General features: G+C 45.7%; 27 protein-coding genes. 2 read left to right on the forward strand and 25 right to left on the reverse strand.

Going from position 1 to position 25,851, the window contains the following annotated elements; genetic code table 11:
• Positions 1-2: 2 nt before the first annotated feature.
• From ACE1OE_RS04050 to ACE1OE_RS04110, 13 genes are all read right to left on the reverse strand, one after another.
• Complete coding sequence (locus ACE1OE_RS04050) at positions 3-632, reverse strand: DUF3261 domain-containing protein (RefSeq protein WP_449210478.1); 630 nt, start codon at positions 630-632, stop codon at positions 3-5.
• Positions 633-691: 59 nt separating this feature from the next.
• On the reverse strand, positions 692-3,154 hold the full coding sequence (locus ACE1OE_RS04055) for an MMPL family transporter (protein ID WP_449210239.1): 2,463 nt from the start codon (positions 3,152-3,154) through the stop codon (positions 692-694).
• The gene (locus tag ACE1OE_RS04060) at positions 3,126-3,740 is read right to left on the reverse strand and encodes an outer membrane lipoprotein carrier protein LolA (protein ID WP_449210479.1); all 615 of its coding nucleotides are present in this window, start codon (positions 3,738-3,740) and stop codon (positions 3,126-3,128) included. Before ACE1OE_RS04060 ends, ACE1OE_RS04055 begins: the two co-directional genes overlap by 29 nt.
• A gap of 55 nt (positions 3,741-3,795) precedes the next feature.
• Positions 3,796-4,248 (reverse strand): acyl-CoA thioesterase, encoded by a 453-nt coding sequence (locus ACE1OE_RS04065; RefSeq protein ID WP_449210240.1) that lies wholly within the window; start codon positions 4,246-4,248, stop codon positions 3,796-3,798.
• Positions 4,249-4,286: 38 nt separating this feature from the next.
• Positions 4,287-5,825, reverse strand: coding sequence for an HAL/PAL/TAL family ammonia-lyase (locus ACE1OE_RS04070; RefSeq protein WP_449210241.1), 1,539 nt, complete (start codon positions 5,823-5,825; stop codon positions 4,287-4,289).
• A complete protein-coding gene (locus tag ACE1OE_RS04075) occupies positions 5,809-7,653 on the reverse strand; it encodes a glycosyltransferase family 2 protein (RefSeq protein WP_449210480.1) in 1,845 nt (614 codons plus the stop codon). The genes ACE1OE_RS04070 and ACE1OE_RS04075 overlap by 17 nt, the downstream gene beginning before the upstream one ends.
• Before the next feature lie 16 nt (positions 7,654-7,669).
• Positions 7,670-8,053: an ApeI family dehydratase gene (locus tag ACE1OE_RS04080; RefSeq protein ID WP_449210242.1), complete on the reverse strand. Its 384-nt coding sequence runs from the start codon at positions 8,051-8,053 to the stop codon at positions 7,670-7,672.
• A gap of 91 nt (positions 8,054-8,144) precedes the next feature.
• Positions 8,145-9,554, reverse strand: a complete 1,410-nt coding sequence (locus ACE1OE_RS04085) for an AMP-binding protein (RefSeq protein WP_449210243.1) — start codon at positions 9,552-9,554, stop codon at positions 8,145-8,147.
• A 6-nt stretch (positions 9,555-9,560) separates the two neighbouring features.
• Positions 9,561-10,118 carry a hypothetical protein gene (locus ACE1OE_RS04090; RefSeq protein WP_449210244.1) on the reverse strand — a complete coding sequence of 186 codons (558 nt, stop codon included), beginning with the start codon at positions 10,116-10,118 and terminating at the stop codon, positions 9,561-9,563.
• Positions 10,118-10,375 carry an acyl carrier protein gene (locus ACE1OE_RS04095; protein ID WP_102471756.1) on the reverse strand — a complete coding sequence of 86 codons (258 nt, stop codon included), beginning with the start codon at positions 10,373-10,375 and terminating at the stop codon, positions 10,118-10,120. Before ACE1OE_RS04095 ends, ACE1OE_RS04090 begins: the two co-directional genes overlap by 1 nt.
• Before the next feature lie 18 nt (positions 10,376-10,393).
• A complete protein-coding gene (locus ACE1OE_RS04100; protein WP_102471755.1) occupies positions 10,394-10,675 on the reverse strand; it encodes a phosphopantetheine-binding protein in 282 nt (93 codons plus the stop codon).
• Entirely contained in the window at positions 10,662-11,450 is a 789-nt protein-coding gene (locus ACE1OE_RS04105) for a lysophospholipid acyltransferase family protein (RefSeq protein ID WP_449210245.1), read from the reverse strand. The genes ACE1OE_RS04100 and ACE1OE_RS04105 overlap by 14 nt, the downstream gene beginning before the upstream one ends.
• A gap of 21 nt (positions 11,451-11,471) precedes the next feature.
• Complete coding sequence (locus ACE1OE_RS04110) at positions 11,472-12,146, reverse strand: beta-ketoacyl synthase chain length factor (protein ID WP_449210246.1); 675 nt, start codon at positions 12,144-12,146, stop codon at positions 11,472-11,474.
• A 71-nt stretch (positions 12,147-12,217) separates the two neighbouring features.
• Between ACE1OE_RS04110 and ACE1OE_RS04115 the strand changes: the two genes are divergently transcribed.
• Together ACE1OE_RS04115 and ACE1OE_RS04120 are read left to right on the forward strand one after the other, a co-directional pair.
• Positions 12,218-12,610: a hypothetical protein gene (locus tag ACE1OE_RS04115; RefSeq protein ID WP_102471752.1), complete on the forward strand. Its 393-nt coding sequence runs from the start codon at positions 12,218-12,220 to the stop codon at positions 12,608-12,610.
• 30 nt (positions 12,611-12,640) lie between these two features.
• The gene (locus ACE1OE_RS04120; RefSeq protein WP_372060619.1) at positions 12,641-13,708 is read left to right on the forward strand and encodes a methyltransferase; all 1,068 of its coding nucleotides are present in this window, start codon (positions 12,641-12,643) and stop codon (positions 13,706-13,708) included.
• Positions 13,709-13,819: 111 nt separating this feature from the next.
• Here the strand turns inward: ACE1OE_RS04120 and ACE1OE_RS04125 are convergent, their stop codons facing one another.
• From ACE1OE_RS04125 to ugpB, 12 genes are all read right to left on the reverse strand, one after another.
• A complete protein-coding gene (locus ACE1OE_RS04125; protein ID WP_102471750.1) occupies positions 13,820-14,251 on the reverse strand; it encodes a DUF3010 family protein in 432 nt (143 codons plus the stop codon).
• Between the two features lie 243 nt (positions 14,252-14,494).
• Positions 14,495-15,028 (reverse strand): acyl-CoA thioesterase, encoded by a 534-nt coding sequence (locus tag ACE1OE_RS04130; RefSeq protein ID WP_372060618.1) that lies wholly within the window; start codon positions 15,026-15,028, stop codon positions 14,495-14,497.
• A gap of 282 nt (positions 15,029-15,310) precedes the next feature.
• Entirely contained in the window at positions 15,311-16,078 is a 768-nt protein-coding gene (locus ACE1OE_RS04135; RefSeq protein ID WP_102471748.1) for an IclR family transcriptional regulator, read from the reverse strand.
• 82 nt (positions 16,079-16,160) lie between these two features.
• The gene (locus ACE1OE_RS04140; RefSeq protein WP_102471747.1) at positions 16,161-17,468 is read right to left on the reverse strand and encodes a TRAP transporter large permease; all 1,308 of its coding nucleotides are present in this window, start codon (positions 17,466-17,468) and stop codon (positions 16,161-16,163) included.
• Between the two features lie 8 nt (positions 17,469-17,476).
• The gene (locus ACE1OE_RS04145) at positions 17,477-18,010 is read right to left on the reverse strand and encodes a TRAP transporter small permease (protein ID WP_241903192.1); all 534 of its coding nucleotides are present in this window, start codon (positions 18,008-18,010) and stop codon (positions 17,477-17,479) included.
• Positions 18,011-18,088: 78 nt separating this feature from the next.
• On the reverse strand, positions 18,089-19,078 hold the full coding sequence (locus ACE1OE_RS04150; protein WP_449210247.1) for a TRAP transporter substrate-binding protein: 990 nt from the start codon (positions 19,076-19,078) through the stop codon (positions 18,089-18,091).
• A 214-nt stretch (positions 19,079-19,292) separates the two neighbouring features.
• On the reverse strand, positions 19,293-20,132 hold the full coding sequence (gene kduI, locus ACE1OE_RS04155; protein ID WP_449210248.1) for a 5-dehydro-4-deoxy-D-glucuronate isomerase: 840 nt from the start codon (positions 20,130-20,132) through the stop codon (positions 19,293-19,295).
• A gap of 317 nt (positions 20,133-20,449) precedes the next feature.
• Entirely contained in the window at positions 20,450-21,409 is a 960-nt protein-coding gene (locus tag ACE1OE_RS04160; RefSeq protein WP_449210249.1) for an HAD-IIB family hydrolase, read from the reverse strand.
• On the reverse strand, positions 21,402-22,508 hold the full coding sequence (locus ACE1OE_RS04165) for a sn-glycerol-3-phosphate import ATP-binding protein UgpC (protein WP_449210250.1): 1,107 nt from the start codon (positions 22,506-22,508) through the stop codon (positions 21,402-21,404). Before ACE1OE_RS04165 ends, ACE1OE_RS04160 begins: the two co-directional genes overlap by 8 nt.
• Positions 22,509-23,357, reverse strand: coding sequence for a sn-glycerol-3-phosphate ABC transporter permease UgpE (ugpE, locus tag ACE1OE_RS04170; RefSeq protein ID WP_372060611.1), 849 nt, complete (start codon positions 23,355-23,357; stop codon positions 22,509-22,511).
• On the reverse strand, positions 23,357-24,238 hold the full coding sequence (ugpA, locus tag ACE1OE_RS04175; protein ID WP_102471741.1) for a sn-glycerol-3-phosphate ABC transporter permease UgpA: 882 nt from the start codon (positions 24,236-24,238) through the stop codon (positions 23,357-23,359). Before ugpA ends, ugpE begins: the two co-directional genes overlap by 1 nt.
• Positions 24,239-24,309: 71 nt before the next feature.
• Positions 24,310-25,617: a sn-glycerol-3-phosphate ABC transporter substrate-binding protein UgpB gene (gene ugpB, locus ACE1OE_RS04180; protein ID WP_102471740.1), complete on the reverse strand. Its 1,308-nt coding sequence runs from the start codon at positions 25,615-25,617 to the stop codon at positions 24,310-24,312.
• Positions 25,618-25,851: the final 234 nt, after the last annotated feature.

A 25,851-nucleotide genomic window follows, 5' to 3' on the forward strand; every position in this document is an offset into this window, starting at 1 on the left:
GCCTAATTGTTTTCGTTATTGAGTTGAAAATTAAGGGTGTCGATGACGATGGAGTAACCCAGCTGTTGGTGCGTAAAGCGGATCGTACCTTGTAGGGGATCGTCATTATCATAGTTAATGATAATAACCGTTGCCCCAGTTTCATCGGTGATCAGGCGCTGACGTTCTGAATCAGTAATGTGCCACTTTATCTTATTTAATGAGGCTTCCCAAGCATTTAGGGGCCATAAGGTGACCATCAGATTAAATAAAATCTGTTCGGGTGCTGGCAAGGTATTCTCGAGTCCATTCAGAACATTGGCTTGTATTTCATCATCTTGGTAGGTGAGCGACATAATACGTGTGCCCCAAGAAGAAAAACCAGCCAGTACGACCTTTGAGTTGTCGACTTGCAACTGGACGGGTAGCTGAGATGACTCATTGCCGTCTTTGCCATGCCATGTCGCCGTAATCAACTGACTGGCAGTCAGCTGATACCCTAAATCAGCCGGTGCAGGTAGGTTAACCATGGTGTTGGGCTTTACCTCCACTTGAGTAGAGGCTTGCTGCGGTTTTAATGCGCACCCAGAAAGGACGAAAAGTGGTAACGCGATGGCCAGCCATCGACATACTGTCCGGCGAAACACCGTCATTGACGTTGCGATATTGACAAGGCACGACGATCTTGAGTTAAGGGGGCATCTTGTGAGTGTCATTGCTGATCCTTTGAATCGTGTTGGTGCCCGGTTGGGGCATCAATAGCCATAGGGGATAATAACCACGCGACAAAAATACCCGTGAGTACGGTGAGACCGAAACTGTGGATGGCATGGGTATCACTAAGAGATAACAGGCCAAAAGATAGCAGGGTCGTGATGGCTGACAGCGTGATCGCTAGCAAGGTACTTTGACATCGCTGTTGCTCGGCAAAAAACAGAGTGTAATCAATGCCAATACCAATAATTAATACCAGTGCTAGGAGATTAAACAGGTTGAGTTCACTGCCGGTCATCCCTGTGACGGCAAGGCCTGCAAGACAAGCAATAAGTGATGGTAACAGGATACGAGCACTGTGTTGTATGCCATACCTCCAGATCAAGACAATGGCAATGGCTAGCGTTGCAATGGCCAATAACTCCATTATCTTAATTCGATACTGAGCAAACAACTGGGAAACCTCTTCTGCCTTGTTGAGGTACGTTAGGTTATCGTGTTGTTGGGCGAAATCTTTAATAACGCCACTGTCAGACACGTCTTTGAGAAGGATAACTGATGCGGTTTGCCCCTCAATTTCTCCCAGATAAAGGAAGCTTACTGGCTCGGAAACGGGCTGCTTTAGATAGTCTGGTAAGGTGATAAGAGTCGGTTTCGCCTCTATTGTTGGTGGTGTATTGAGTTTGAGCGCCTTGGACAATGCGTTGCCTTGGTTTTGGTACAAAGACTGAATAAGGGCAAAATCTTCAGCTTGGCGTTGTTGAGACGGCAAATACTGCTGCAAGCTTTGATAGCCGCTGATGACCTTCGCTTGTTGCCAAGTATCCAGTGTCGTTGAAAGTGATTCCAGAGATTGCAGCAACGTTTCGTTGTTATCTGCGGTTACCACGAGCATTTGTTGTGACGCTTGTATCCCCGTGAGTGACGCAATCTTCGCTTCTTGTTGTTTTAAGTCAGCGGGCATTGCTTGTAGTTGATGAATGTCGTCGTTGTAGCGAACGTGTGTCATGGCGATCGCACTGAGCAGCAAAATCACGGCGGGTAAGCCCCACGACAGTGCTTTGTTGTGCCAAAGGTTTAACCAATGATGGCTTAATGTACGTCCAGGCAGCGGACGAGGCCGACTGGCTGTTTTGGCCAAAATAGGATACCAAGCAACCACGGTTGCGTAGGCTGAGGTGAGACCGATCGCGGAGAACAAGGCAAGTTGTTGTAAACCGGGGAAAGGAGCGATCAGTAGGCCTAAGTAGCCAATTAAGCTGGTCACTAACCCAAGAGTAATAGCCACAAAGATATGTTTTAGACCGGATAGGCTGTTCCATTGTTTACCCGCCGCAAGCCGGTCTGTCAGGTAGTGAAAAGCATAGTCAATGGAGACACCAATAAGACTTGCGCCAAAAACCAGACTGAATAAATGTACCTGACCAAAAATGAAGGTGGTTGCGGCCATCGCGACTAACAACCCGACAGAGACGGAGAGTAGCGCAAGTACAAGCGGGGTGAGGCTGCGGAACACTACTGCAATCAGTAAAATAACACCCAGCAAGGAAAATACCCCAATGGTGCTGATTTCAGATTTCGCACTTCTGGTACCAAAGTCTGCATAAAACAGAACGCCAGTATGGTCGATGTTTACCTGATAATGCTGTGTGATGTTCGCCTGCCACTGTTCAATAAGAGGCACTGCTTGCTGCGCCGCTAAGCTGTAGGGCGAGTCATTAAGCTCGGCGGTAATGAGCAGGTAATCACGGCCTTGATCATGAGTGGTGAGGTAGCCATTGGTCAACTTGAACGCTGAGGTGGATTGACTTAACTGGCTTAAATAATCACGAAAAAGCAAAAAGGGATCATGAGTCAGCTCTTGCCCAGAGACACCAGAAAAAGGGTTATAAACCGACTGTACAACGTGCTGAGTTTGTTGCTCTGGATGCGTTTTCAACCGTTGGCGTTGTTTGTCTGTGAGCTGCTGGAAGCGGTGTTGAAAATAATATTGAGCCCACTGTTGCTGCTGGGTATCTTCAATCTTAGCGGTCACCGTCGCAAAATAGCCACTGCGGGTTAACTGCGCTGAAAACGTCTGTGCAGCGTCATATAATCGTGCTTGGTTTGGCTCGGTATTATGGAGTTCGACACTATTTGCATTTGCATTTGCACTTGTATCGGAATGACTACCGCCTTGAGTGGGGCGTTCGGCGGAAAGAACGAAGACAACCTTATCGCTCATGCTCGCCGTGACTTTATTAAAGGCACTTTCCGCTACAGGATTTTGTTTGTTGACTGGCAGTAGTTTAAGGATGTCAGTTTCTATCGGCGAGATCGGGCTCAGTGCCCATTGTTTGATGAGCAAAGCGATAGCAAATAAAACGACGGCTAGCCACAAACCCGCAAGTTGGTAACTGCGGGCGGTATTTAATAACACCGTGTTGGACGGTTTAGAACTGGAACTGCGCTTGTTCAGCATCCGTTAGGCTCTTTGGTTGATAGCGTTGATTGCTAAAAATAATATCGGTCTTGTCACCGCGAATTTCTTGTAATGTGAGGCTTTCAAGGTCATTTTTGCCTCGTATTGTGATGCTAGTAAACACCGATTTTAATGGCGCGGCTAGAGGTGTTAATACGAGAGACCACTGGCCACTTTCTACCGAAAACGCTAAGTCAAATTGTTGCTTTAATTGCTCGGTATCACCGTGAAAAACCGCCAGGAAAATATGACTAAAATAGAACGCCATTGGATTTTCTTTCGCAGTAATGATTTGTGGCGGTTGTTCAGCAAAGGTTTGGCGCAGCTTGTCATTAGTGAGCACCAATTGGACGGAAAACGGAACGTGCTGATGCCACAGTAAGCCATTACCTTTGTCTAAGGTAAATTGTCCGGATGAAACCAGTGGTTGCTCAAACATCTCGATATGACGCTGTTGTGTAAAGTCACCCCGAACCAGGTCATGGCTTGCTAGCTGGGCTTGTAAATCAGCAAGGTTGTTTACTTGAGCAAAAGACACGGGCGTGAATAAGAACAATGGTACGAATAAAAACAACAAACGGAACATAGTGAAACGCCAAACGAGGTGGTTTGGTGTACTCGACAGAGACAAAGAGCGTGAATTAATCGTCATTGTTGAGCCTTCCATGTTGGTGCCAATGATCGACTTTTTCGATGAAGACACGTGGCGAAGCAAAACACATCTCTTCGCTTTCAATCGATACGGCAACCTGTGTGGTATGGGCTTTGCACATTCGAGTACCTGAATTGGCATCGTAGATAACGTAGTCAACGCGTAGGCGGTTTTCCCATTCAGTCAGTGTGGCCGTGACACGAATAGCGTGGTTGAAGGGGATCATTTTGACGTATTTTACGCGTGTGTCGATGATTGGCCATGCGTAGCCCGATGCTTGCATCGCTCGATAGCCGTACTGAATTTTTTCCATTAAGACACGGCGAGCTTCTTCGAAAAAACGAAAGAAGTTACCGTGATAAATCACGCCCATCGGGTCCGCGTCTTGAAATGAGGTGACAAGTGTCACCTCACAAGTCAGCGAATGTGTTATCTCAGTCATTGTCTCTCCTAATGCCAAGCATCATTAAAGCGGTAAGGTTAGTACAGTGACCAATGGCGCTGTAGAATTCTATCCATGAAATGGCGTAAATCCGCTTCCAGTGGACGGTCCTCAATGACCATGTCGAATTCACTTAATACCGAATCACGAATGGCTTTTAAATTTGCGCTCATGTGGTGCTCGTCAAGTTCATTTTGGCGTTTTCTTAACTCAATTGCCTGTGTCCCAGCTAACAGAGAAGCTGCGGCAACCTGCTCGGTTAATTCTAAAACGCGAAGGCAATCACGGGCAGCAATGGTGCCCATGCTGACTTTATCTTGATTGTGGCATTCAGTTGAGCGGGAAAATACACTCGCTGGCATCGTGTGTTTGAGTGCTTCGGCTGTCCACGCCGATACGCCAATTTGTACCGCTTTGAAGCCATGATTGATAGGCTTACGGTCGCCTTCTGCGCCGGTTAGGTTATAAGGCAGACCATTGTTGAATTTATAATCCATCAACTGCGCCATTTGTCTATCAAGCAAATCCGCTAGATTGGCGACACCGGTTTTGAGTGTATCCATCGCCATCGCGATGTGACCACCATAAAAATGACCGCCGTGCAGTACTCTTTCGTTGTCGCCATCAATGATTGGGTTGTCGTTGGCGCTGTTGAGTTCATTTTCAATCAACTGACGTAGCCATGGCAGTGAATCTTGCACCACGCCAATTACATGAGGAGCGCAACGAAGTGAGTATCGGTCTTGTAATCGGTCGCTGTTACGAGGTGGCTGTTCTGCCTGCAAGTCATCTCGTAACCACGCGGCAATCTGTTGTTGGCCAGGGTGTGGTTTAACAGCAAACAATGCCTCATCAAAATGGAAATCATTGCCTTGAATGCCTACTGAGACCATCGCGGTAATCTTGGTGCATAACTGGGCTAAATACTCGGCGCGTTTGTACGCCAAACAAGCAAGCGCGGTCATCACCGATGTGCCGTTCATTAAGGCAAGGCCTTCTTTGGGTTTTAGCGTGATCGGCGCAATGTCCAATTCTTTAAACACATCGAGTGTTTGGCGGGTTTCACCTTTATACAGGACGTCTCGCTCGCCGATAAGCGTTGCGGCTAAATAGGACAATGGCGTTAAATCGCCGCTAGCACCCACGGATCCTTCTTGCGGGATACGAGGAGCGATATCGTGATTAATAAGGGTCGTAATCTGATTGAGTAGCTCGTGAGAAACACCTGACATTCCTTGTGCCAGAGAACACAAGCGGGTCGCCAGTACGGCACGTGATTGCTCGTGCGTTAAGATATCACCGAGCCCGCAACCATGGAAACGTGTTAGATGTAAAGGCAGTTCGTCAACAAGGTGAGGCGGAATCGCGACGGTACAAGAGTCTCCGTATCCGGTGGTCACGCCATAAATCACCCCTTCTTCTTTTAATAGGCGCTCTAAAAATGCCACGCTTCGGTCGATCTTGGCGACATAGTCAGGCGAGCGATTCATGCTTGCAGAGGCACCAGAAGAAATGGCGACGACATCTTCAATGGAGAGGCGCTCAGCACCAAAAATAATACTATTGTTCTTCGTCATGATGTTTACTTAACGTCCAAAAATTGAAAAAGTTGTACCACTGTAACGGTGCCTGTGTGGCGTAGTGCTCTAAGCGATGAGCGTAACGTTGTACTTCGTGTTGAAGTGAGGCTTGTCGAGTGTTACGTGGTAAGACTATTTTGTCACTAAAGTGTTCAAAATAGACATTGAAATGGGGTACTTTTTGGCTATCGTCTCGAAAACCAAACATAAGGTAGACTGGCGCCTTCAGTACGGATGCCAGCATAAAGGGGCCTTGTGGAAAAGGGGCGGGCTTATCTAAAAAATCGGCCCATACACAACGCTGTTCTTTGCTGGTGGATGTACGATCACCTACGATCACGACCCATTCGCCTTGATCTATTTTTTGCTGCAATAGAATGGCGGTATCTGGGCCCATTTTATTAACCTGAATGAGGTTTAACTCTGAGTTTGGGTTTACGGCCTTCATGACCGAGTTGAACCGTTCCGCATGTTCAGTAAACACGAGTGCGTTAATTTTAATGTGAGCGTAACGACGACTCAAAGCGCGACACAATTCAATATTACCAAGGTGTGAACCTAGTAGTAACACTCCCTGTTTACTATCAATAAGTGGTTGAAACTGTTCTTGCCCGTTAATCGTGAGGTTGTCGAGTGAGAAATCGCCTTTCCACGCAGCAAGCTTATCTAACATCGTGTGACCAAAGGACAGTAGATGCTGATAGCTGTCTAGTTTGCCGGGCAGCGTAAGATTGTGATTCTGAGCAAACGTGCCAAGTTGTTGCAAGTACTGTTCGGAAGCGTCGCGAGCACGGCGGTTCGTGAGATGGTAGTAACGAATGACGACCGACAGTATAAGATTGAAGGCTTTTCTCCCCAGGATTTGATAAACAAATAACAGGGTTTTGATACCAAGTACTGTGCCTCGTTCTTTTTGAGCGGACCAGTGCGTTGCTTTGGCAGTCTTGGTAGTTGTAGTAGTTGCAGTGTGCGCTGAAGCGTCAGTCTGATGAGGATTAAAATGACGAGCAATGAGCGCTGGAATACGCGGCAGCATGCCAAAGAATAGCTTGGTGTGCATCTTGCTGATTTTAACGTTATCCCAAAGGGCATCGAAATGTGAAATCCCCCCCTCTGGGTAGATCACGCGAGTGTCCACAAATTGGATATCGTGACCTTCCCAATACATCCGAACCAGAATTTCTATGTCGAAATCCATACGGGAACCGATACGATACTTGTTCAACACGGCAACGGTGCGGCTGACCGGATAGGCTCGAAATCCGCACATGCTGTCTTTAATATCGAATGACAAGGTTTCTATCCATACCCAGATGTGAGTAGCATATCGGCCATATAAGCGTGATTTTGGCACGCTGTCGTCGTAAACAGGCTTCCCAGAAATTAATACGTCGGGATGCTGCTGTGATGCTGCAATGAGGGCGGGTAACGAGGCAAGATCATGCTGGCCGTCGGAGTCGATCTGAATCGCGTGGCTAAAGCCGAGGTCCTTTGCATGACGAATCCCCGCCATGACCGCGCCACCTTTCCCTTGATTTTGTTCAAGCGTGATCAGGTGAAGTTCAGAGTGGCTATCATTGGATAGAGCTTGCTCGTGTGCTGTTTTCAGTAAAACGGCTAGGGCGTCTTTGGTGGATTGTTCACTGCCGTCATCAACGATCAGCACCGGGTAACTGAACCCCTTTAATGCGTTGACGACATCTGCGACGGTTGAGCCGTGATTAAAGCATGGTATGACAAAACACGGGGTATAGTGCTCGCTTACCTCATGAGAGACCGAGTCATTGAGTGTGTCGTGTTGTGGATCGCCGTGCTGTTCCGTCATTTTTGTACTCAGTGGGTTATTCACGAGGCTCGCCCAGTTTCATCTTGCCAGAAGAATGCACAACGGGGTTATCCCCATTCATTGACGTATATTTAAAAGCCAGCTTCTGATTACCACTGTTCCAGTGCAAAGTCAGCGTAATCGTCGAGTCAGGAAGGATAGGCTCTTGAAATTTGATGACTTCCATTCCTTTGAATGTACTGGGGACATGCAATAATTCAACCGCGTAGTACAGTGCCCAATCGATTTGAGTGACACCGGGCAGCAGTGGAAAGTGGCTAAAATGGCCCTGAAAATCCAAGATGTCCGCATCGGCTTTCAAACACAGCTCAGCGCTAGGCGATGCCTGTTCTTCAAATTGTACGCTAGATTGTATAATTGTCGGTTTTCTTTTTGTCATCGTCTTGTCGGCATCGGTCGTGAAACGGTAAAGGTAAAATCGGTGGTTTCTCGTTATTGCGAGATTGCCATCATGTCTGTGAATCACATATTTACTGGCCAGAGTCAGTAAACAACAGCTCTAAATCACGCACTTGTCGCTTCCCTTGGCTATTAACGGGAATGTCGTCGAGGATTCGAAAGCGACGGGGTACAGCAATCGGCTCTATCCATTGCCTTAACTCTGAACGCAGTAGCAACCAAAACTTGCCTTTGCCGAGTTTTGTTAGCTTTCTATTGCCCGATTCAGAGAGCACGACAGCGGCGTTGAGTGAGAGTCGCTGCTTATCTTGCATCGAGATTACCGCACTTTCGCAAATCCAGTCGAGCTGTTCTAGGCGTTTCTCCACCTCGACTAACGAGATGCGTTTCTCTTCAATCTTAACAATACGGTCGGTGCGCCCTTTTAGTTCAAATAGTCCATTGTGGTGTAATACACAGGCGTCCGCAGTTTGATACCAGCTTAATGGGTCAATATGAGGTGACTTCAACCTCAAACATTGCTCTGGGTTTAACTCAGCGATGACGCCGGGAAATAACTGCCAATATTCTGCTTCACAACGTTGTTGTCTATAAGCGATACCACCGGTTTCGGTGCTACCAAAAACCTCAAATGGAAGTTGGTTGAATAAAAGGTTCACCTGCTGAGCCGCCGAGTAAGGTAAAGGACCGCCGGAGGAGAATATAGCTCGAATAGAGGCCGGTGATGGCGCGGTTAGAAGCCGTTTGAGCAACGCTGGACTACTGATCAGGACGCAATTGACATTGGCATGATTCATCACCTGTTCAGGGTACTCTAGATTATCACAGGCAAACGCTCGACCACTGCATAGTGGCCAAAGTACTCGAAAGAGTAGGCCATAGATATGTTGGTGAGAGACGGTGCTCTCAATGACGCTATCTTTCAAGCGCTCGCCCCACAGCGACTCTAAGATAGCCACTTCAGTATCAAGGTGAGAAAGGGTTTTATTGATAGCTTTGGGTGTGCCACTCGATCCGGATGTAAACAAAATGACATCGATACGGTCTAAATCGAGTGCACAGAACCGCAACGTATCCGCGTTGCCTGACTTGGCGGTATTGACGGCAATAGTCATGCTAGGTTGGTCACTTAGTGGCGCGATATCCTCATCATGGATAAGCAAGTCAAAGTTGGCAGACAGCTCTGCTAAGGCAGATGGCTGATAATTACCGGGCAAGACGACCGTTTTATTCGCGTGACAAATGGCAAGAAAACCAACCGTAAAGTGATAGCTGTCGATGGTGCACAGAGCAATGCGTTCCGCTTCAACGTGTTCGAGTTGGCGTAGCATATTGGCCACATCAAGCTGCAATTGATGCCATGTCCAGTTTTTGTTGTTGCTAAAAGCAATGAGCTGGTCATCGCTTCTTGGTGAGCTAAGCAAGCGAGCAAGAGAATAATATTGATTCACTGGATTGGTCTTTGAATGTTGATGTGACATGGTTGGCTAATCCTCGCGGACAAATTGTCTAATTATCCACTCTGCAGCGAACAGGCTTCCTGCGGCTAGGTAACTGATTAACCCGTTATAGAGTGTCCAGATTTCCAACGATTGAAAGCAGGTATAGAGTGCGATGCTCGCATTAATCACGAAAAAACCACACCACACCTTCGTAACATTGCGCGTATAACGAATGGCACTCTCGGGTAAAGAAGGTTGCTGAAGGCGAGCAAAACGTTCAATGATGGATTGCGGTTGCGTGAGGCTAATAGCAAAAACGGTCAGCATACAAAGGTTGACGACGACAGGGTAGAAGGTTAACCACCCGTGTTGTTTGAATAGAACACCAAGCACGCTTAAGGTGATACCGGTTAAGCCACTGACCCAGGCAAGGTGCTTAAACTCTTTCAGCTTGACCTTATTACTTGAGAGGATTCTTATCACAAAGACGCTGACAAGAACCCCACTAATCGCTTGAATGCCAAATCTCTCAACACCGAAATAAACCGCAAACGGGTAAGCTAAGATAACCAGTGCAGACAGTGCTGTCAGCAACGCTCGCATTATTTATCTTTCAATAGCTCGGCGACGGATACAACGATGTCGTTGACGGTTCGCACGGCTTTAAACTCTTCAGGTTTGATTTTTTTTCCGGTAACTTTTTGAAGGTGAACGACGAGATCGACAGCATCAATGCTGTCAAGATCTAAGTCTTGATAGAGGTGCGCGTCCAATTGGATGTCGGCTTCATCAATCTCAAAAAGCTCCACTAGAGCGCTTTTTACTTGTTCAAAAACTTGTTGTTGGTTGAGTTCTGTCATGTTGGTATCTGTCGTCTATTAGCTGGCTTGAGATGAGATGTAACGAGCAAGGTTTGCAACAGAAGCAAAGTGCTCGCGAGTATTGGTATCATCTGCATCAATCACAATGTTGAATGTTTTCTTGATCGCTAAGCCGAGTTCAAGTGCGTCGATAGAATCAAGCCCTAGACCTTCACCAAAAAGAGGGGCATCGGTGTCAATATCATCGACGGTGATGTCTTCTAAGTTTAAGGCATCAATAATGAGTTGTTTGATTTGCTGTTGTAATGCTTCCACAAGATCCTGCTTATTGTTGGTCATTTTCTGGAAAAAGTGCTTCAGCCAAATGACGGTTTAAATGTCTGGCGGCTAAAGTCGGAGAGTGTGTTTGTTCAACAAACGGCTTTACCTCAATCTTACCCTTTATTTCAATATGGAAAAAGGGTTTGATTGTCGGGACTTTGTACCACATTTTTTCTTTGGTTAAGAAGCTTGGGCTGACCGTAATATGGACGACCCGCAAATCTCGTTGGGTTCGAACGGCGATTTGTGCGGCGCCACGCTGAAGCTTGGGCTCGATACCTGGCGTGGTTCGTGTGCCTTCTGGGAAGACCAGCAGGACGTTACCTTGGTCAAAACGTTCTTCGCATAAATCCATCACATCGTCGGGCGCTTCATTAGGGATGTACCCGGCGGCTTGGACAATATGTTTCATAAAAGGGTTAGTCCAAATGGCACTTTTTACCAAGCAGTCGCACTGCTTGAGTTGTGAGGCGATTAATACATAGTCGATAAGACTGGGGTGATTCGCAACAATGAGACAATTTCGGTCTTGCTGTAAAACCTCTGCGCCTGTGATCTTGTAGTCAATGGCGCCTGTGAACTTCATTAAGCGACAAAACAGATGGAATGAACGCTGCACCAGTGCTTGTACCCGGTATTCTCGAGTGACCTCCTCTGAGGTCGTTCGGATTATGACAGGAATCAAGAGAAAACTGAGAATGAGTCCTCCGAAGCCAAAAATACCAAAGCAGAACCCTGTGGCAATAATACGCCAGAGCTGATTGACCTTTTGATATAGTGGTTTCACTGCCATTTGATTCTGACCTTCTCCCGATTACGGTTGGGATAACAAGTGTTGTAGAAAATCCAATGCTTGTGGTTGAGCATGGGGGGGCCGCGTGGTTTGTTTTATCGAAAACGAGGTATCGTTACCGTGAGACAACACAAGGCCGATGCTGTAGCCATTAAATTCTTGCTCCTGAAACTGCGCGTACACATCAGGGACGGGTTCATCAAAATCAACCAGTAGTACACGATGATAAGGATGTTCTTCTAAATAGCTCCATGCCTCAATAATGGCACTGTTAAACGTGTTTTCTGAGGCGGCGATGGAAGTCACCGGTATTGGTCTCTTGGCCGCGATGGTAGCAAGGCCAGCCGCGGTATTGTGAACCGATTGAGAAAATGCCATCGGGGAGGCATCTTCACCACTGATAATATCTTTAATCAATGCTGAACTGCGGTGTAGCTCACCATGTCGGCTAGAAAAAACAATATAATCAATAGACTGGTCTTTCATTAACTCAAGTGCGCACTGCACAGCAAGCTTACTTAATGAGCTCATTCGGCGGCGCATCATGGCTGGAATATGGTTTACTTCAATGTCACCTTCTTTTGGCCATTGATTCGTTACAGATAAGGTAATCCAATCTTGTGGCGTGTGTAATCCTCTGGATTTAGCACACCAGCGATCAACATTGAAAGAGATTAATGGATGTTGGTTGGGCATAAGGCATTGATTTATTAGAAGGCTGACGGGATAATTATATCGCTTTATAAACCAAAACGTAAGGAAATAATATGAAGGTACTAAAGTTCGCAATAGCATTTTTCATGACATTAGTTTTAGTGGGCTGTGGGCGAGTACAACCGATTCTTAACTTTGAAAATGAACCAGTAACAACAGAGTTGACTGCGGCACAAGTGAAAGCGGTGATTACTGAAGCGGCGACGAACAGAGGTTGGGTGGTTACAGAGCCAAAAGAAGGTGTGTTGAATGCTAATATTTTGGTGCGTGGCCATGAAGCAGAAATTGAAATGCCTTATACAGCAAAATATTATTCAATTACTTACGTGAGTTCAAATAACTTGAAAGCATCGAACGGCGAAATTCACCGAAATTACAATCGCTGGACCAATAATTTGAATACTGATATAAGAAAGAAATTGACTGCCATTGCAGCATCAAAATAATCAATTAAATAGCCATAATTAGGTTGCTACGTGTCTGAACAAAATATTGATCCATACAATGCATTTCAAGCAAAAACAGCCGCTCAGGAGTTGTCTTTTGCTCCTATTGTTTTTCAAGCCGCCCGCACCCTGCGAGATTTGGGGATTTTATCCGCATTGGATAAAGCCGGTGAAGTAGGGTTGAATGCCGATGAGATTGCTGACGCGACGGGCGTCTCCGAATACGGTGTTAAGGTGCTGCTCGACATGGCGATCAGCGCACACATCGTCCTTTGGAATAAACCTAACTATTCCTTGGCGAATATGGGATTCTTCCTGCTACACGATGGCATGACTCAAGCCAATATGGATTTCACTGCTGACGTGTGTTACGCCGCTATGATGCATTTGACTGAGTCTATCAAAGAAGGCAAACCGGCTGGTTTGAAAGAGCTTGGTGAATGGGAGACCATTTATCAAGGGTTGTCTCAGTTGCCTGAAAAAGCGAAAGAAAGCTGGTTTAAATTTGACCATTTCTATTCGGATCGTTCGTTCCCTATTTTGCTCAAAGAAGTGTTTAGTCTTGAGCCAAAACACATTGTTGATATTGGTGGTAACACCGGTAAATGGGCCATGCAGTGTTGTGGTTATAACGACGATGTTGAGGTGACGATTGTCGATTTGCCACAACAGTTGAATGTGGCAATGAAGAATGTCGCGGATAACGGGTTTGCTGAGCGTGTTCATCCATTTCCAGCGAATATGCTGGATAAAGCACAAGCCCTGCCTGCTCATGCTGATGTGTGGTGGATGAGTCAATTCCTTGATTGTTTTTCTCCAATGGAAATCCTGACCATTTTGAAAAACGTACGTGCGCAATTAGCGCCTGATTCAACGGTGTATATATTAGAGTTGTTTTGGGATGCACAAAAGTACGATGCTGCGTCTTTTAGCCTCAATGCGACATCGCTGTATTTTACTTGCTTAGCGAATGGCAACAGCCGGTTTTACCGCAGTGAAGATTTCTTAGAAATTGTTGATGCTTCCGGCTTAGAAGTCGTGAATCGAACGGACAATATTGGTTTGGGGCATACATTGCTAAAACTACGCGCAAAATAATTTTGATGTGTTACGTAGGTATTTAGTGAGTAAAAAAAGGCCGACATTGACGTATCAATGTCGGCCTTTTTGTGCAAAGGGCTAGAACACATTGGTAATGTGTCGCAACGATTAGCCGTTTGAGTTCATGATGCATGCATAGGCAACAAGAAATGCTGGCTCTTGATATTGCTTCAGGCCCGTTTCTTTAAATGGTACAGCAAGCGGGTTACGTTTCAGACGCTCTTTGATATCAGTAGCAGCAATGACTTCAACCGGAAGATCATTGATGAGTTGGATAGCCGCTTCTAGTTTAAAACCAACCGCTCCACCCGCAAACTTACCTTTTGTCTGACGTTGGCGGATAACCACGCGATCGACTTGATAATCCTGCATCAACTTAGCGAATGAAAACTGAAAATCTTTCATTTTTTGAGTATCGTTTGCATCACCGATTGATACTTTAGCTACTCGGCAGTCTGGGATCGTGAATACCCCATCGGACAGTGATAGTAGGCTTACAATCGCGTCATTACCACTAAGTTCAACACCACAAATTTTCATTTCATTACCTTGTCTTTGATGAACCTGAGATTATACGGTGCGTTGTCGCTATGTGCCAGTATTGTGTGTTTTAGTCGAGCGCCAAAGACAAGAATCACGCTGTAGAGCCTCGGTTCAGGGAAAATGATATTTTACACGTCACAACTGAAGTCCAGTTCTCACCCGACGTTATTAAATAACGAGGGATCCGATAGGAATTAGCCTCTACTCCATGGTAAGGGTATTTAGGTTATTTGACTTAAGTTAGTGGCCAATCGGCGGCCAAGGTCTGTGCTGCTCTGAATCCACCCATTCTGTTACCCACAAAGGGAGTGGTGGAGACTCAACGGGCTCGTTCATGGCTTCGAGGATTTGTTGGGGTGAGATTAAGCCTTCTTTAGCGGTTACCCCTGCGCGAATCAACACCGAAGAGCAAGGTTTGCCATTGACCCACATAGACTGCTCGACATACAGCCATTTGTCATCCCATCCCACGCATTGTGTGTGCATGGTGACTTTGTTGAACATATGAACACGTTTTCGATAGCGTACGGAGCTACCGGCAACGACTAACCCCCAGCGTTTATCGGCGAGTACTTTCATTAACCCACACCGAATGCCTAGCTCGGTACGGCCCAAATCGTAAAGTGTCAGGACTCTGCCGTTGTTCATTTCATTAAAAATATCCAAATCCCATGGATGGCAAGAAAACGAAATCTCGCTTTTGTCGGTGAAATGAATCGTAGTGTTGCGCTTGGCCTGCCACATCACTTTTGCTAAACGTAGGAACGGATACATACTCGTTTTTCCTTAAACGGTTACTCATCTATTGAATCGACTGATATTCAGTACCAAAGAAACACCAGCGTTTTTGTATACCCTATAGAGTTAACATTCTAAAAACAAATACTTTACATAAGATGTGAGGTTTAGCCTGAATTTTGAGGAGTAACAGCGGATAGCGAACCTGAATGTGGTTCATCAATGAAGTGTCAGCCCATTGACATGCGTTGAGAGTAAGCGTGAGGGCATGCTAAGCCTCACGTCTGTTTTGAGTATCATGAATGGATTTTTTTACAGCTATTTTAAGTTTTGACTTAGGCACTTGGCTACGCGCATTAATTCGAGTCGAGTGTTCTCAATGTCTTCGATGTGATGATGGACTGTCCTAGAATTCAGCGTCATATAAGGAATAGTAATGATGGCCATAATATCGCCAAGAACGCCAAAAATAGGGAAGGTGATATTGGTGACGCCAGAGATCTGCGGGCTGACGCCAATATAGTAGCCCTGTTGCAAGGTTTCATCTACATGGCTGAGTACGTAGTCGATTTCTTCTTTTGTCGCATCAGATTTAGCAATGATTTCTTGCTGTTTTTCTTTCGTACTGTAGGCAAGAAGAACGATGCCTGATCCGGAAGAACAGACATCAATAACCGCACCAAGCCTTAACCCAAAGCCCATTTTATAAGGGCTTTCTTGAGAGCCAATGACAAGCAACTCACCATTATTGTATTGGCTCAAGTGGCATGACTGAGACACTTTTCCGCATAAGTCTTCCATCATCGGCGCGGCGCGTTTGAGAAGTTGCGCTGTTGGAGGGTGTTGATTGGAGAGCGCAAACATTTTTAAGCTCAGCGCGTAACTGGAGGTTTCATAATCAAACTCGATATACTGGCGTTCAATCAATACGGAAAGCATCCGAAAAATTTCGTTAACACTGCGATCAAGCTTTTCGGCGATCTGTTTCTTGCTTTGAGGTTCCGATGAGAAAGCCAGTAGCTCGAGGATATCGAGTCCCTTCTCAAGAGCAGGTGCTCGATACTCAGTTTTCTTAATGTTATCCATATATTTTGATTAGCTGTCATACAAATTGCCGACAGTATGACAGCATCACTTCCTAGTTAAAAGATGAAGATAATGACCGTTTTTAGCGAATCAGACCCATCCATTGCGGGATAGTCATTGAGATCGCTGGAATGTAAGTCACCAGCATAAGTACGCCAAATATCACGAAGAAGAAGGGCAGTAATGTTTTGATCACACTGTCGATGCTAATGCCGCTTACCTTACACCCGGTAAACAAAATGGGGCCAACAGGTGGAGTAATGGTACCCAGTGATAGATTGAATACCAACAAGATACCAAACTGCACAGGATCCATCCCGAGGTTCATACAAATAGGCAGGAAGATCGGAGTAAAGATCAACACCGCAGGCGTGGGGTCCATAAAGGTCCCGACAAACAAAAGAACCAGATTAATGATAAGCAGGATCAATATAGGGTTGTCGGTCAGTGCCAGTAACGAATCCGCTATCATGGTTGGAATTTGAGTAAACGCCATCACCCAAGACATGATTGAAGAGGTTGCTAGCATAAATATAACAATCGCGGACATTTTAGCCGTACTTAAAAAGATATCGGGTATTTTTTTAAGCTGTAATGAGCGGTAGCATGCAGTAAGAAATAGCGAGTAAACGACCGCAATTGCAGAGGCTTCTGTTGCCGTGAAAATGCCGCCGAGAATACCGCCAATCACCACCACAATCAGTGACAGGCTTGGGATGGCTTGCAGTGTGACCTGTCCACATTCTGTTAAAGACATGGTGTGTTTCGCGATATACCCTTTTCGCTTTGCCATAATGCCAGCCACAATCATGACACCTAATCCCCATAGGATGCCCGGTAAGTAGCCACCAACAAACAAAGCAGACACAGAGACACTGCCTGCTACTGTGGCATAGACAATCAAGGTATTGCTGGGTGGGATAAGCATACCGGTAGGCGCGGAAGCAATGTTAACGGCTGTGCTAAATGCAGGGTCATAGCCTTCTTTTTTCTGAATGGGTGACATGATGCCACCCACGGCGGCAGCGGATGCCACCCCTGAGCCACTAATAGAACCAAATAACATATTGGAAACGACATTGGTTTGAGCCAATGAGCCGGGGAAAAAGCCACTCACAATTCTAGAAAAATTGATGAGCCGAATGGCGATGCCACCATTGTTCATAATATTACCGGCCAAGATGAAAAACGGAATGGCGAGTAAGGCGAACGAATCCAATCCAACGAACATTCGTTGAGCTGAGGTGACCATAGCACCGTGGTAGGGCAGAATGACTGTCATCGCAGCAAAGGAGGCAGCCCCGACGCTAATCGCGATAGGTGCGCCGATGATTAAGAGAAATATCGCGCCACAAAACATGATGAGTGACGCCGTTAATGCAATATCCATTTAAAACCTCACGAGTTTGATGATGCGCTATTCAGATGCAATAGCTTATTGATGAGCTTGAATTCGTTGTATAAAAAGTAAAAAGCGATCAGCCCACCTGCAATAGGAATGGCGGAATAGATGACACCCATCGGAACCTGTAGAGCTGAATCTAGCTGCCACATCTGACGAACCGCACTGTTATAGCCACCAATAATCATGATCGAAAATGCAAAAAATACGGTGACAAGTTCAATAAACATCTCAACGATAGTTTTCAGTTTTTCATTAAACTTATCTTTGATGAAAGTAATGGCCATATGCTCGCGTAAACCAAACACATAAGCACTGCCGAACAAGATGAGCCAAATGAATAAATAGCGTGACATCACTTCACTGATGGCGCTTGGGCTATTAAATAAATAGCGAACCACTACTTGATAAGTCACGAGTAATGTCATTGCACCGACAATGCCGATGAGAGTTAAAGACAGGATTTTATCAACCCATGACTTTGCAGTAGTAAAATACGAAAGAAGACGATCCATTTTCTCATATTGCATGTTGTCTATCCTAATAGGGGCCGAATGACGGCCCCGCGATCACGTTACCGCTGCGAGCAAGTACTACCGATGAGTACGTTACTGCAGAGCGACAATTTTCTTATACAGCGCTTTTTGCTCATTGGTATCAATTAGGCTTGACTGTAATGATTGGCAATTTTTCTGGAACGGTGACACGTCCACTTCATTGAACGTTGCCCCATTTGCCTTCGCAGTTTTCATCGCACTCTCGATTTGGCTATTCCAAATTTTGAATTCATTAGGTGTACTTTCTTTGGCTAGATTCTTAATTGTCGCTTGGTCTTCTTTCGACATCGTGTCTAAGAAATAGCTGCTGATAACGACTAAATCAGGCACCATTAAGTGGCGGGTGGCCGAAAAGTACGGCGCCACTTCATATTGCTTTAGATCGGCATAAGTGATTTCATTATTTTCAGCACCGTCTAAGACCCCTTGTTGGATGGCGGTATACACCTCGCCTTGGCTCATTGGTACGCCCGTGCCACCCATGCAAGATAAGGTTTTAATCATGGTATCGGATTGCATGACGCGAATTTTGTTGCCTTTCATATCAGCAATTGAGTTCACTGGAGCAGCCTTGGTGTACATGCTTCGAGCGCCTGCGGTATACGCTGTCAGTACCTCGAAACCAAATTTCTTGGTTGAAGCGAATAGGTCATTTAATTCACCTGACGTAAAGACCGCTTCTTGATGCGCTGGACCGGTATAGACGTAAGGCATACCTAAAACTCGGAAGGTTTGGTCGTAGTTCTCGACGAGTGGGTTAGCCACGACCGCCATTTGAATGGCGCCATTTTGAACCAGCTCAAGCGCAGCACGCTGATCGCCAAGTAAATCGTTAGGATAAATCGCCAGCTTGTAGCGACCATCGGTCTGCTCTTCGAGCTTCTCTCCAAACGCCTTAAGTGCTAAATATTGTGGGTGGCTATCGGATTGGTTGAACGCTGCTTTAATTTCAGTAGCAGCAGAGGCGAGAGCTGAGAACCCTAAAGTGCTGCTCATTATCGCGGTTAGAGCCGCGACTTTTAACGTCATTATTTTGCGCATGATACTGTCTCCATGTGGTATGCATTGCTGGTTCGTATAGTTCGGTTCGTATAGTTCTGGTGCGTAAAGTTCAGGTACGTATATTGTTGGGTCATATATTGGAATACGGCTTAAGTGGAATACGGCTTGCCACTTAAGTTGAACAGTGACTATTAACGCTTTGCCCTAGGTAAAAGTGTGCCCTAGATATAACGCGATAAAATAGATTCTGTGGTTATCGGATTGCTGTCATATCAACGAAATCCATGTCGTCAAAGGTTTGATTCTCACCAAGCATCCCCCATACAAAGCTGTAGTTTTTGGTGCCACAACCTGAGTGAATAGACCAACTAGGCGAGAGTACCAGTTGTTTATTTCTTACAATGAGATGGCGAGTCTCGTCGGGTTCCCCCATAAAGTGAAAGACCACATGTTCTGGCGCAATATTGAAATACAAGTATGCCTCCATGCGACGTTCATGTGTGTGTGCTGGCATGGTATTCCAGACACTTCCTTCTGCCAGATGAGTCACGCCCATGCAAAGTTGGCACGTCGGTAACACATCTGGGTGCAGGTATTGATTGATAACACGCTGATTCGCACTTTCATTGCTGCCTAGTTCAACCTGTCGTGCGTCCGTTTGACTGATAACTCGAGAAGGAAAGCTGTGATGAGCAGGGGCGCTTAAGCAGTAAATAGCCGGTTCAATGGTTGAATCAAGGCTGGAAAAAACAACGTTTTGCTCGCCTTTGCCTAGATAAAGTGCATCAAATGGATTCAAGGTATAGGTCTGGCGTTCGGTTTTTACCTCGACTTTTCCACCGAGGTTGATCATGCCAAGTTCACGGCGCTGTAAGAAGAATTCCGTGCCAAATGCTTGTTTATCAATATGGTCATCAAGTGCGATTTTGACTGTTTTTGGACACACCCCGAAGGCGACGACACGGTCAATATGGCTATACACCATTTGTAGAGCATCAGGCTGGAATAGTGTCTCGGTCAAAAATTCGTCACGTAATCGAGATGTATCGTAAGCCTTTGAATCTTTGGGGTTGTTATTGTAATTAATAAACATCGATAACTCCTTGTTGATAGAGTTAAGCTTACTAAATATTCATATTTGATCAATATCGTTTATATTTGAATTTATTTTGTCTGTGAACTCAAGAAATTAATTGCTGGGAAAGTAACCAATATATGTGACAGGTACGGGTAAAAAAGCATCGAATCAGTAATGAAATGAGAGGTTGATCATTTTTAATTTTTTTAATTGAAATGATGGTTCATTTTGATTTTTGGGGTGTGTTTAGTTCGGTGGCTCATCGTTGGATGGCATATAAGAAATGAGTAAACCAAAGGGGGAGGGGAACCCCTTTGGTTTTGAGAAATGAATTAATCGTGTCCTGTACATCTATCGATGCGTTTAGCATCGACTATCCTGCTTGCCAGCTCAGCGAAGCCATAACCACCATTGTCTTTGGTGATATAACTGGGTTTATCAGTGAGTTGGGGTAACCAGCGTGAGATATTGTTTACGCCGAAGGTGGTGGGTAGCCACGCAAACATGGACTCGTCATTTAGCGAGTCACCAATATAAGTCACCTGGTTAAGAGACAGAGCGAGATCTCTATTAGGCGTGTCTTCAAGACCTTGCACTGAGCTTGTGCCTATGTGATTGCTTATTTGATTGTCGATGAGGTAAGCCTCACTGGACACTCGTTTACTGTGTTCGCCGAGCCAGACGTTGATGTGAATAGAGCTTTGCGTTGCCTTTACCTGCTGGTCGTCGATCATCAATGTGCGAATATGCTCGAGTAAACGTTGACAAATAGTAGCGTCAACAGGTGCCCGGTCTTGCCCTATGTTGATCGCCACATCGCAATAGCGAAATGTTTGGTCATCAGCAAATTGAATGTCAGGGTAATCATCGAGCAGCGTTTGCAATTGCTCGAGTAACCGTGTTTGTTGCCGCTTCATTGTTGATAGCGGAAGCGCAGATTGAGTATGAAAACCAGTGGTGTTCTTCTGCATATAAAATGCACCATTCTCACCGATGACCCCATGGATGGGCCACAGCTTGGCAATTTGGTCGCACCAACCCGCGCAGGCACCAGTGACGGCAACAACATGTACGCCAACAGCCTTGAGTTGGGTTAGAGCATGTAACGTTTCGGGCGGCAATGTACCTTCCCATGTTAACGTATCATCCACATCCGTGAGCAACCATTGAATATTCTTGAGCGTGTCTAATGACACGCTATCCAGTGGTTTTGGGTTATCTAGCCGGCGCTGGCTATCTCGTTGGTTTGGACCACCTAGGAAAGACGGATTGGGTTGTCGCGAGCTAGGCATTGATGACCTCTTGGTTGATCGCTGCATGTGGCGTAAATTCGATGCGTTTTTCAGTCTTGGCATCAAATAGGTGCACGTGTTCAGGATTGATGGTTAGACCAAGCGTATCACCAATATTGATATTACTGTGTCCTTCGACTCGCACGACGAGCTTTTGTTGTTGGTCGTCTTTCGTTTGGCAGTAAAGCAATAAGTCTGCACCAAGAGATTCGACCAATTCAACGTCGACATTAAACCAAGGGTGATGGTCTGTTAGCGTTAGGTGTTCTGGTCTTAATCCTAGCTTGATCTCGCCAAGATCCAATGTTTGCGTTGTGCTCAGCATTAATGATTCTCCGATTTGAAGTCCATCAACGACCACTTGCGCATCCAGAATATTCATAGCAGGGGAGCCGATGAATGTCGCCACAAACATAGAGGCAGGGTTGTCGTAGATTTCTAGCGGCGACCCAACTTGTTCGACATTACCTTTGTTAAGAACCACCAACTTGTCGGCCAGTGTCATTGCTTCAACTTGGTCGTGAGTCACATAGACGGCGGTTGTTGCGAGTCGACGCTGAAGTTTTTTGATCTCGAGGCGCATCTGAACACGTAACTTAGCATCAAGGTTTGATAAAGGCTCATCGAATAAGAACACTTTTGGCTCACGAACGATAGCTCGGCCCATAGCTACTCGTTGGCGTTGCCCGCCAGACAACTCTTTTGGCTTGCGGTCGAGTAGGTGGGAGAGTTCAAGCATTTCAGCGGCTTCATCTACAAGGCGCTGAATCTCGGCTTTTGGCGTCTTGCGATTACGCAGCCCATACGCCATGTTATTGAAGACGGACATATGTGGGTACAGAGCGTAGTTTTGAAAGACCATTGCGATGTCGCGTTCGCCGGGTTCAAGATCATTGACGACCTTATTATCGATCGTCAGCGTACCGGAGGTGATCTCTTCTAAACCGGCAATCATTCGCAATAGCGTTGATTTGCCGCAGCCACTTGGACCAACCAGGACAACCATCTCGCCATCCTTAATATCCAGATCCAGTTTGTGTACCGCTTGGTATCCATTAGGGTACGATTTTGCAATATTTGAAAGTGTGAGCGTTGACATTTATTTCTCCGAATCGACTAGGCCTTTGACGAATGCTTTTTGCATCCCAATAACGACGATAACTGGTGGTAGCATGGCAATAATGGTTGTCGCCATGATTTTGTTCCATTCCACGACCCCATCGACAACGCCAAGCATTTGTTTAATACCCATGACAATCGTGAAGTACTGGGTATCGGTAGTGATTAATAGTGGCCAGAGGTATTGGTTCCAGCCGTAGATAAAGGTAATAACAAATAATGCCGCGATATTGGTTCTTGATAATGGCAAGAGGATATCAATGAAAAACTTAATTGGCCCTGCGCCATCCATACGAGCGGCTTCCACTAATTCGTGCGGTACGGTTAAAAAGAACTGACGAAACAGAAAGGTCGCAGTGGCACTCGCAATTAAGGGAATAGTGAGTCCGGAGAACGAGTTGAGCATATTGAGGTTAGTGATGACCTCAAAGGTTGGCATGATTCGTACTTCTACTGGCAGCATTAGGGTGAAAAATATCATCCAAAAGGCGAGCATTCTTCCTGGAAATCGGAAAAAAACCACAGCGTACGCCGATAGAATGGAAATCGTCAGCTTACCAACCGTAATGCACAATGCCATGACAAAGGAGTTGAAGAGCATATGCGTAATGGGCAGTGCTGAGTTGTTATAGGTGCTTTCATTGCTCCACAACTCTCTAAACACGCTAAACCCTAAGTCGCCAAACCACAGCGGAGTGCTGGTGGCGAATGCCGTATTGTCATGAGTTGTTGCAACCAACGCCACCCAAACCGGTAGGGCTATCGAGAGGATGCCGAGAATGAGAATTACATGACAGAAAATGCCAAATAGCGGTCTTCTTTCAACCATTAGTACGCCACCTTTTTTTCTACATATTTAAATTGGAATACGGTCAGAAGCGCGACGAGACCCATCAGTATGACGGACTGTGCCGCGGATGAGCCGAGATCGAGCCCGATGAAGCCGTCGTTATAAACCTTGTAGACCAGTGTTGAGGTGCTATTACTCGGTCCACCTTGTGTCATGGCATGGATAACGGCAAATGTGTCGAAAAACGCATAAACAAAGTTGACCACCAAGAGGAAAAAACTCGTCGGTGAAATCAGCGGAAAACTGATGGTCATAAAGCGTTTAATCGGACCACTGCCATCGATTGCAGCGGCTTCGTGTAGGGATTTTGGTACCGATTGTAATGCGGCAAGAAAGAACAAAAAGTTATAGCTGATTTGCTTCCATGTAGAGGTGATGATCACCATCCACATGGCGTGACTACCGTTGAGGGTCGGGTTCCAGTTCACACCAAACCACTCCAGTATTTCCGTGACAACACCAATCGTTGGATCAAAAAGAAACAACCAAAGTGAGCCTGCCACTACCGGCGCAACAGCGTATGGCCAAATTAAAAATGTTCGATAAAAAGTGGACCCTCGAACAATTTGCTCAGCAAACGCCGATAATATAAGCGCACTGATTAAGGCCAAAAACGCAACGCTAATGCTGAACTGTAATGTGGTCAAAAAGGAATTGAGGTAATAGGGGTCATTGAACAATGTGACGAAGTTTTCTAATCCCACGAATTCTCGACTCAACCCAAACGCATCTTCAAGCTGAGCGGATTGAAATACAGCCTGACCCGCAGGCCAGATGAAGAAAACCAAAGTGATGATCAACTGAGGCGCGATGAGCGCGACGGGTAACCATTTATTTTTAAAGACAACAGGTGATGACATACAAGTGTTCCAAGGGACTGCAACTAAGCATCGCCACCCCCATTATTGAGGTGGCGACCAATTATGTTTTGTTATTTTTGTGTGCGCTCAAAGCGACGCAGCTGTTCGTCACCACGACGGACGGCATTGTTTAGGGCAGTTTTAGCGGTAGCTTTACCTGCCCACACGGCTTCTAGCTCTTCGTTGATGATGTCGCGAGTTTGCAAGAAGTTGCCAAAGCGAATGCCTTTTGAGTTCGCCGTTGGCTCTGTCGATGTCATTTGTACGACGGCGGTATCCGTCCCCGGATTAGCGTTGTAGAACCCTTGTTCTTTCGTTAGCGTGTAGGCTTCCTTGGTAATCGGTAGGTAGCCAGTAAACTGATGCCAATCAGCTTGTACTTCAGCGCTTGATAGGTAGCTAAAGAATTTAGCAACGCCTTGGTATTGTGCATCAGATTGACCACGAAGAACCCAAAGTGACGCTCCACCAATAATGGTGTTTTGTGGTTTTTCAATCAACGTATCGTCGTAAGGCAGTTGAGCAACACCCACGTCGATGCCTTCCATATTCTCTTGGATGCCAGCCAGACCTGCTGAAGAGCCCATTGTCATGCCACATTCTTGTGTGTAGAACAAAGGCATGCCGTCAGATTGGCGACCGCCATATTTAAATATGCCGGCTTTTGACCACTCACCCATTTGCTCGATGTGTTTTACAAAAGGCGCATCGTTGAATTTGAAGTGCGTATCAACTCCGCCAAACCCATTGTTGTTGTCTGCAACGGCGATGTTATTACGTGCGCCGAAGTTTTCAATTTGTGTCCAAGATTGCCATGTCGTCGTAAAGCCACATTGAGCGCCTGATTCCATGAGCTTACGTGATACTGACTCCATCTCTTTCCATGTTTTTGGCGCAGTCTCGATACCTGCTTTTTTAAACATGTCGCGGTTGTAGTACATAACGGGCGTCGAACTGTTAAACGGCATCGATACCATTTGACCGTCTTCAGTCGTGTAGTAACCGGTAACGGCCGCAAGATAATCATCCGTATTAAATGGTTCTTTAGTATCTTCCATTAATTCGTACACTGGATAGATCGCTTGCTTTGCCCCCATCATCGTTGCGGTGCCCACCTCAAAAACTTGGACAATGGCAGGTTGTTCTTTCGCTCTAAACGCAGCAATCGCGCTCGTCATGGTTTCGGCATAGCTGCCTTTATATACTGGCTTTATCTCGTATTCTGATTGGGTAGCGTTAAAGTCAGCTGCAATTTCATTGACTTTTTGACCTAGCGCGCCACCCATAGCGTGCCACCATTCGACCTCTGTTTTAGCGTGAACTTGAGTACTTAATAGCGCTGTCGTAATAGCTAAACCAGTAAGAGTCTTAATTGACATGAGATTTTCCTTATCTGAGGACATCAATATCGTTTAATAAAAAATGACAGGATAATGTTATCGCCGCCAAAAATGTTCACTTGAAAGTTAAATGAACTTAATGACGCTTAGGTGACAGAAAAATGAACTTAATTTGTCGTTTTATGTTCACTCATTTTCAATTGTTGTGAAATAAAACGGTAACGTAGGTTTGCGATTCTTCATTTGAACTTGAAAGAACACCTAATTTCAAAA

The sequence above is a fragment of the Vibrio sp. E150_011 genome, from assembly GCF_053544015.1.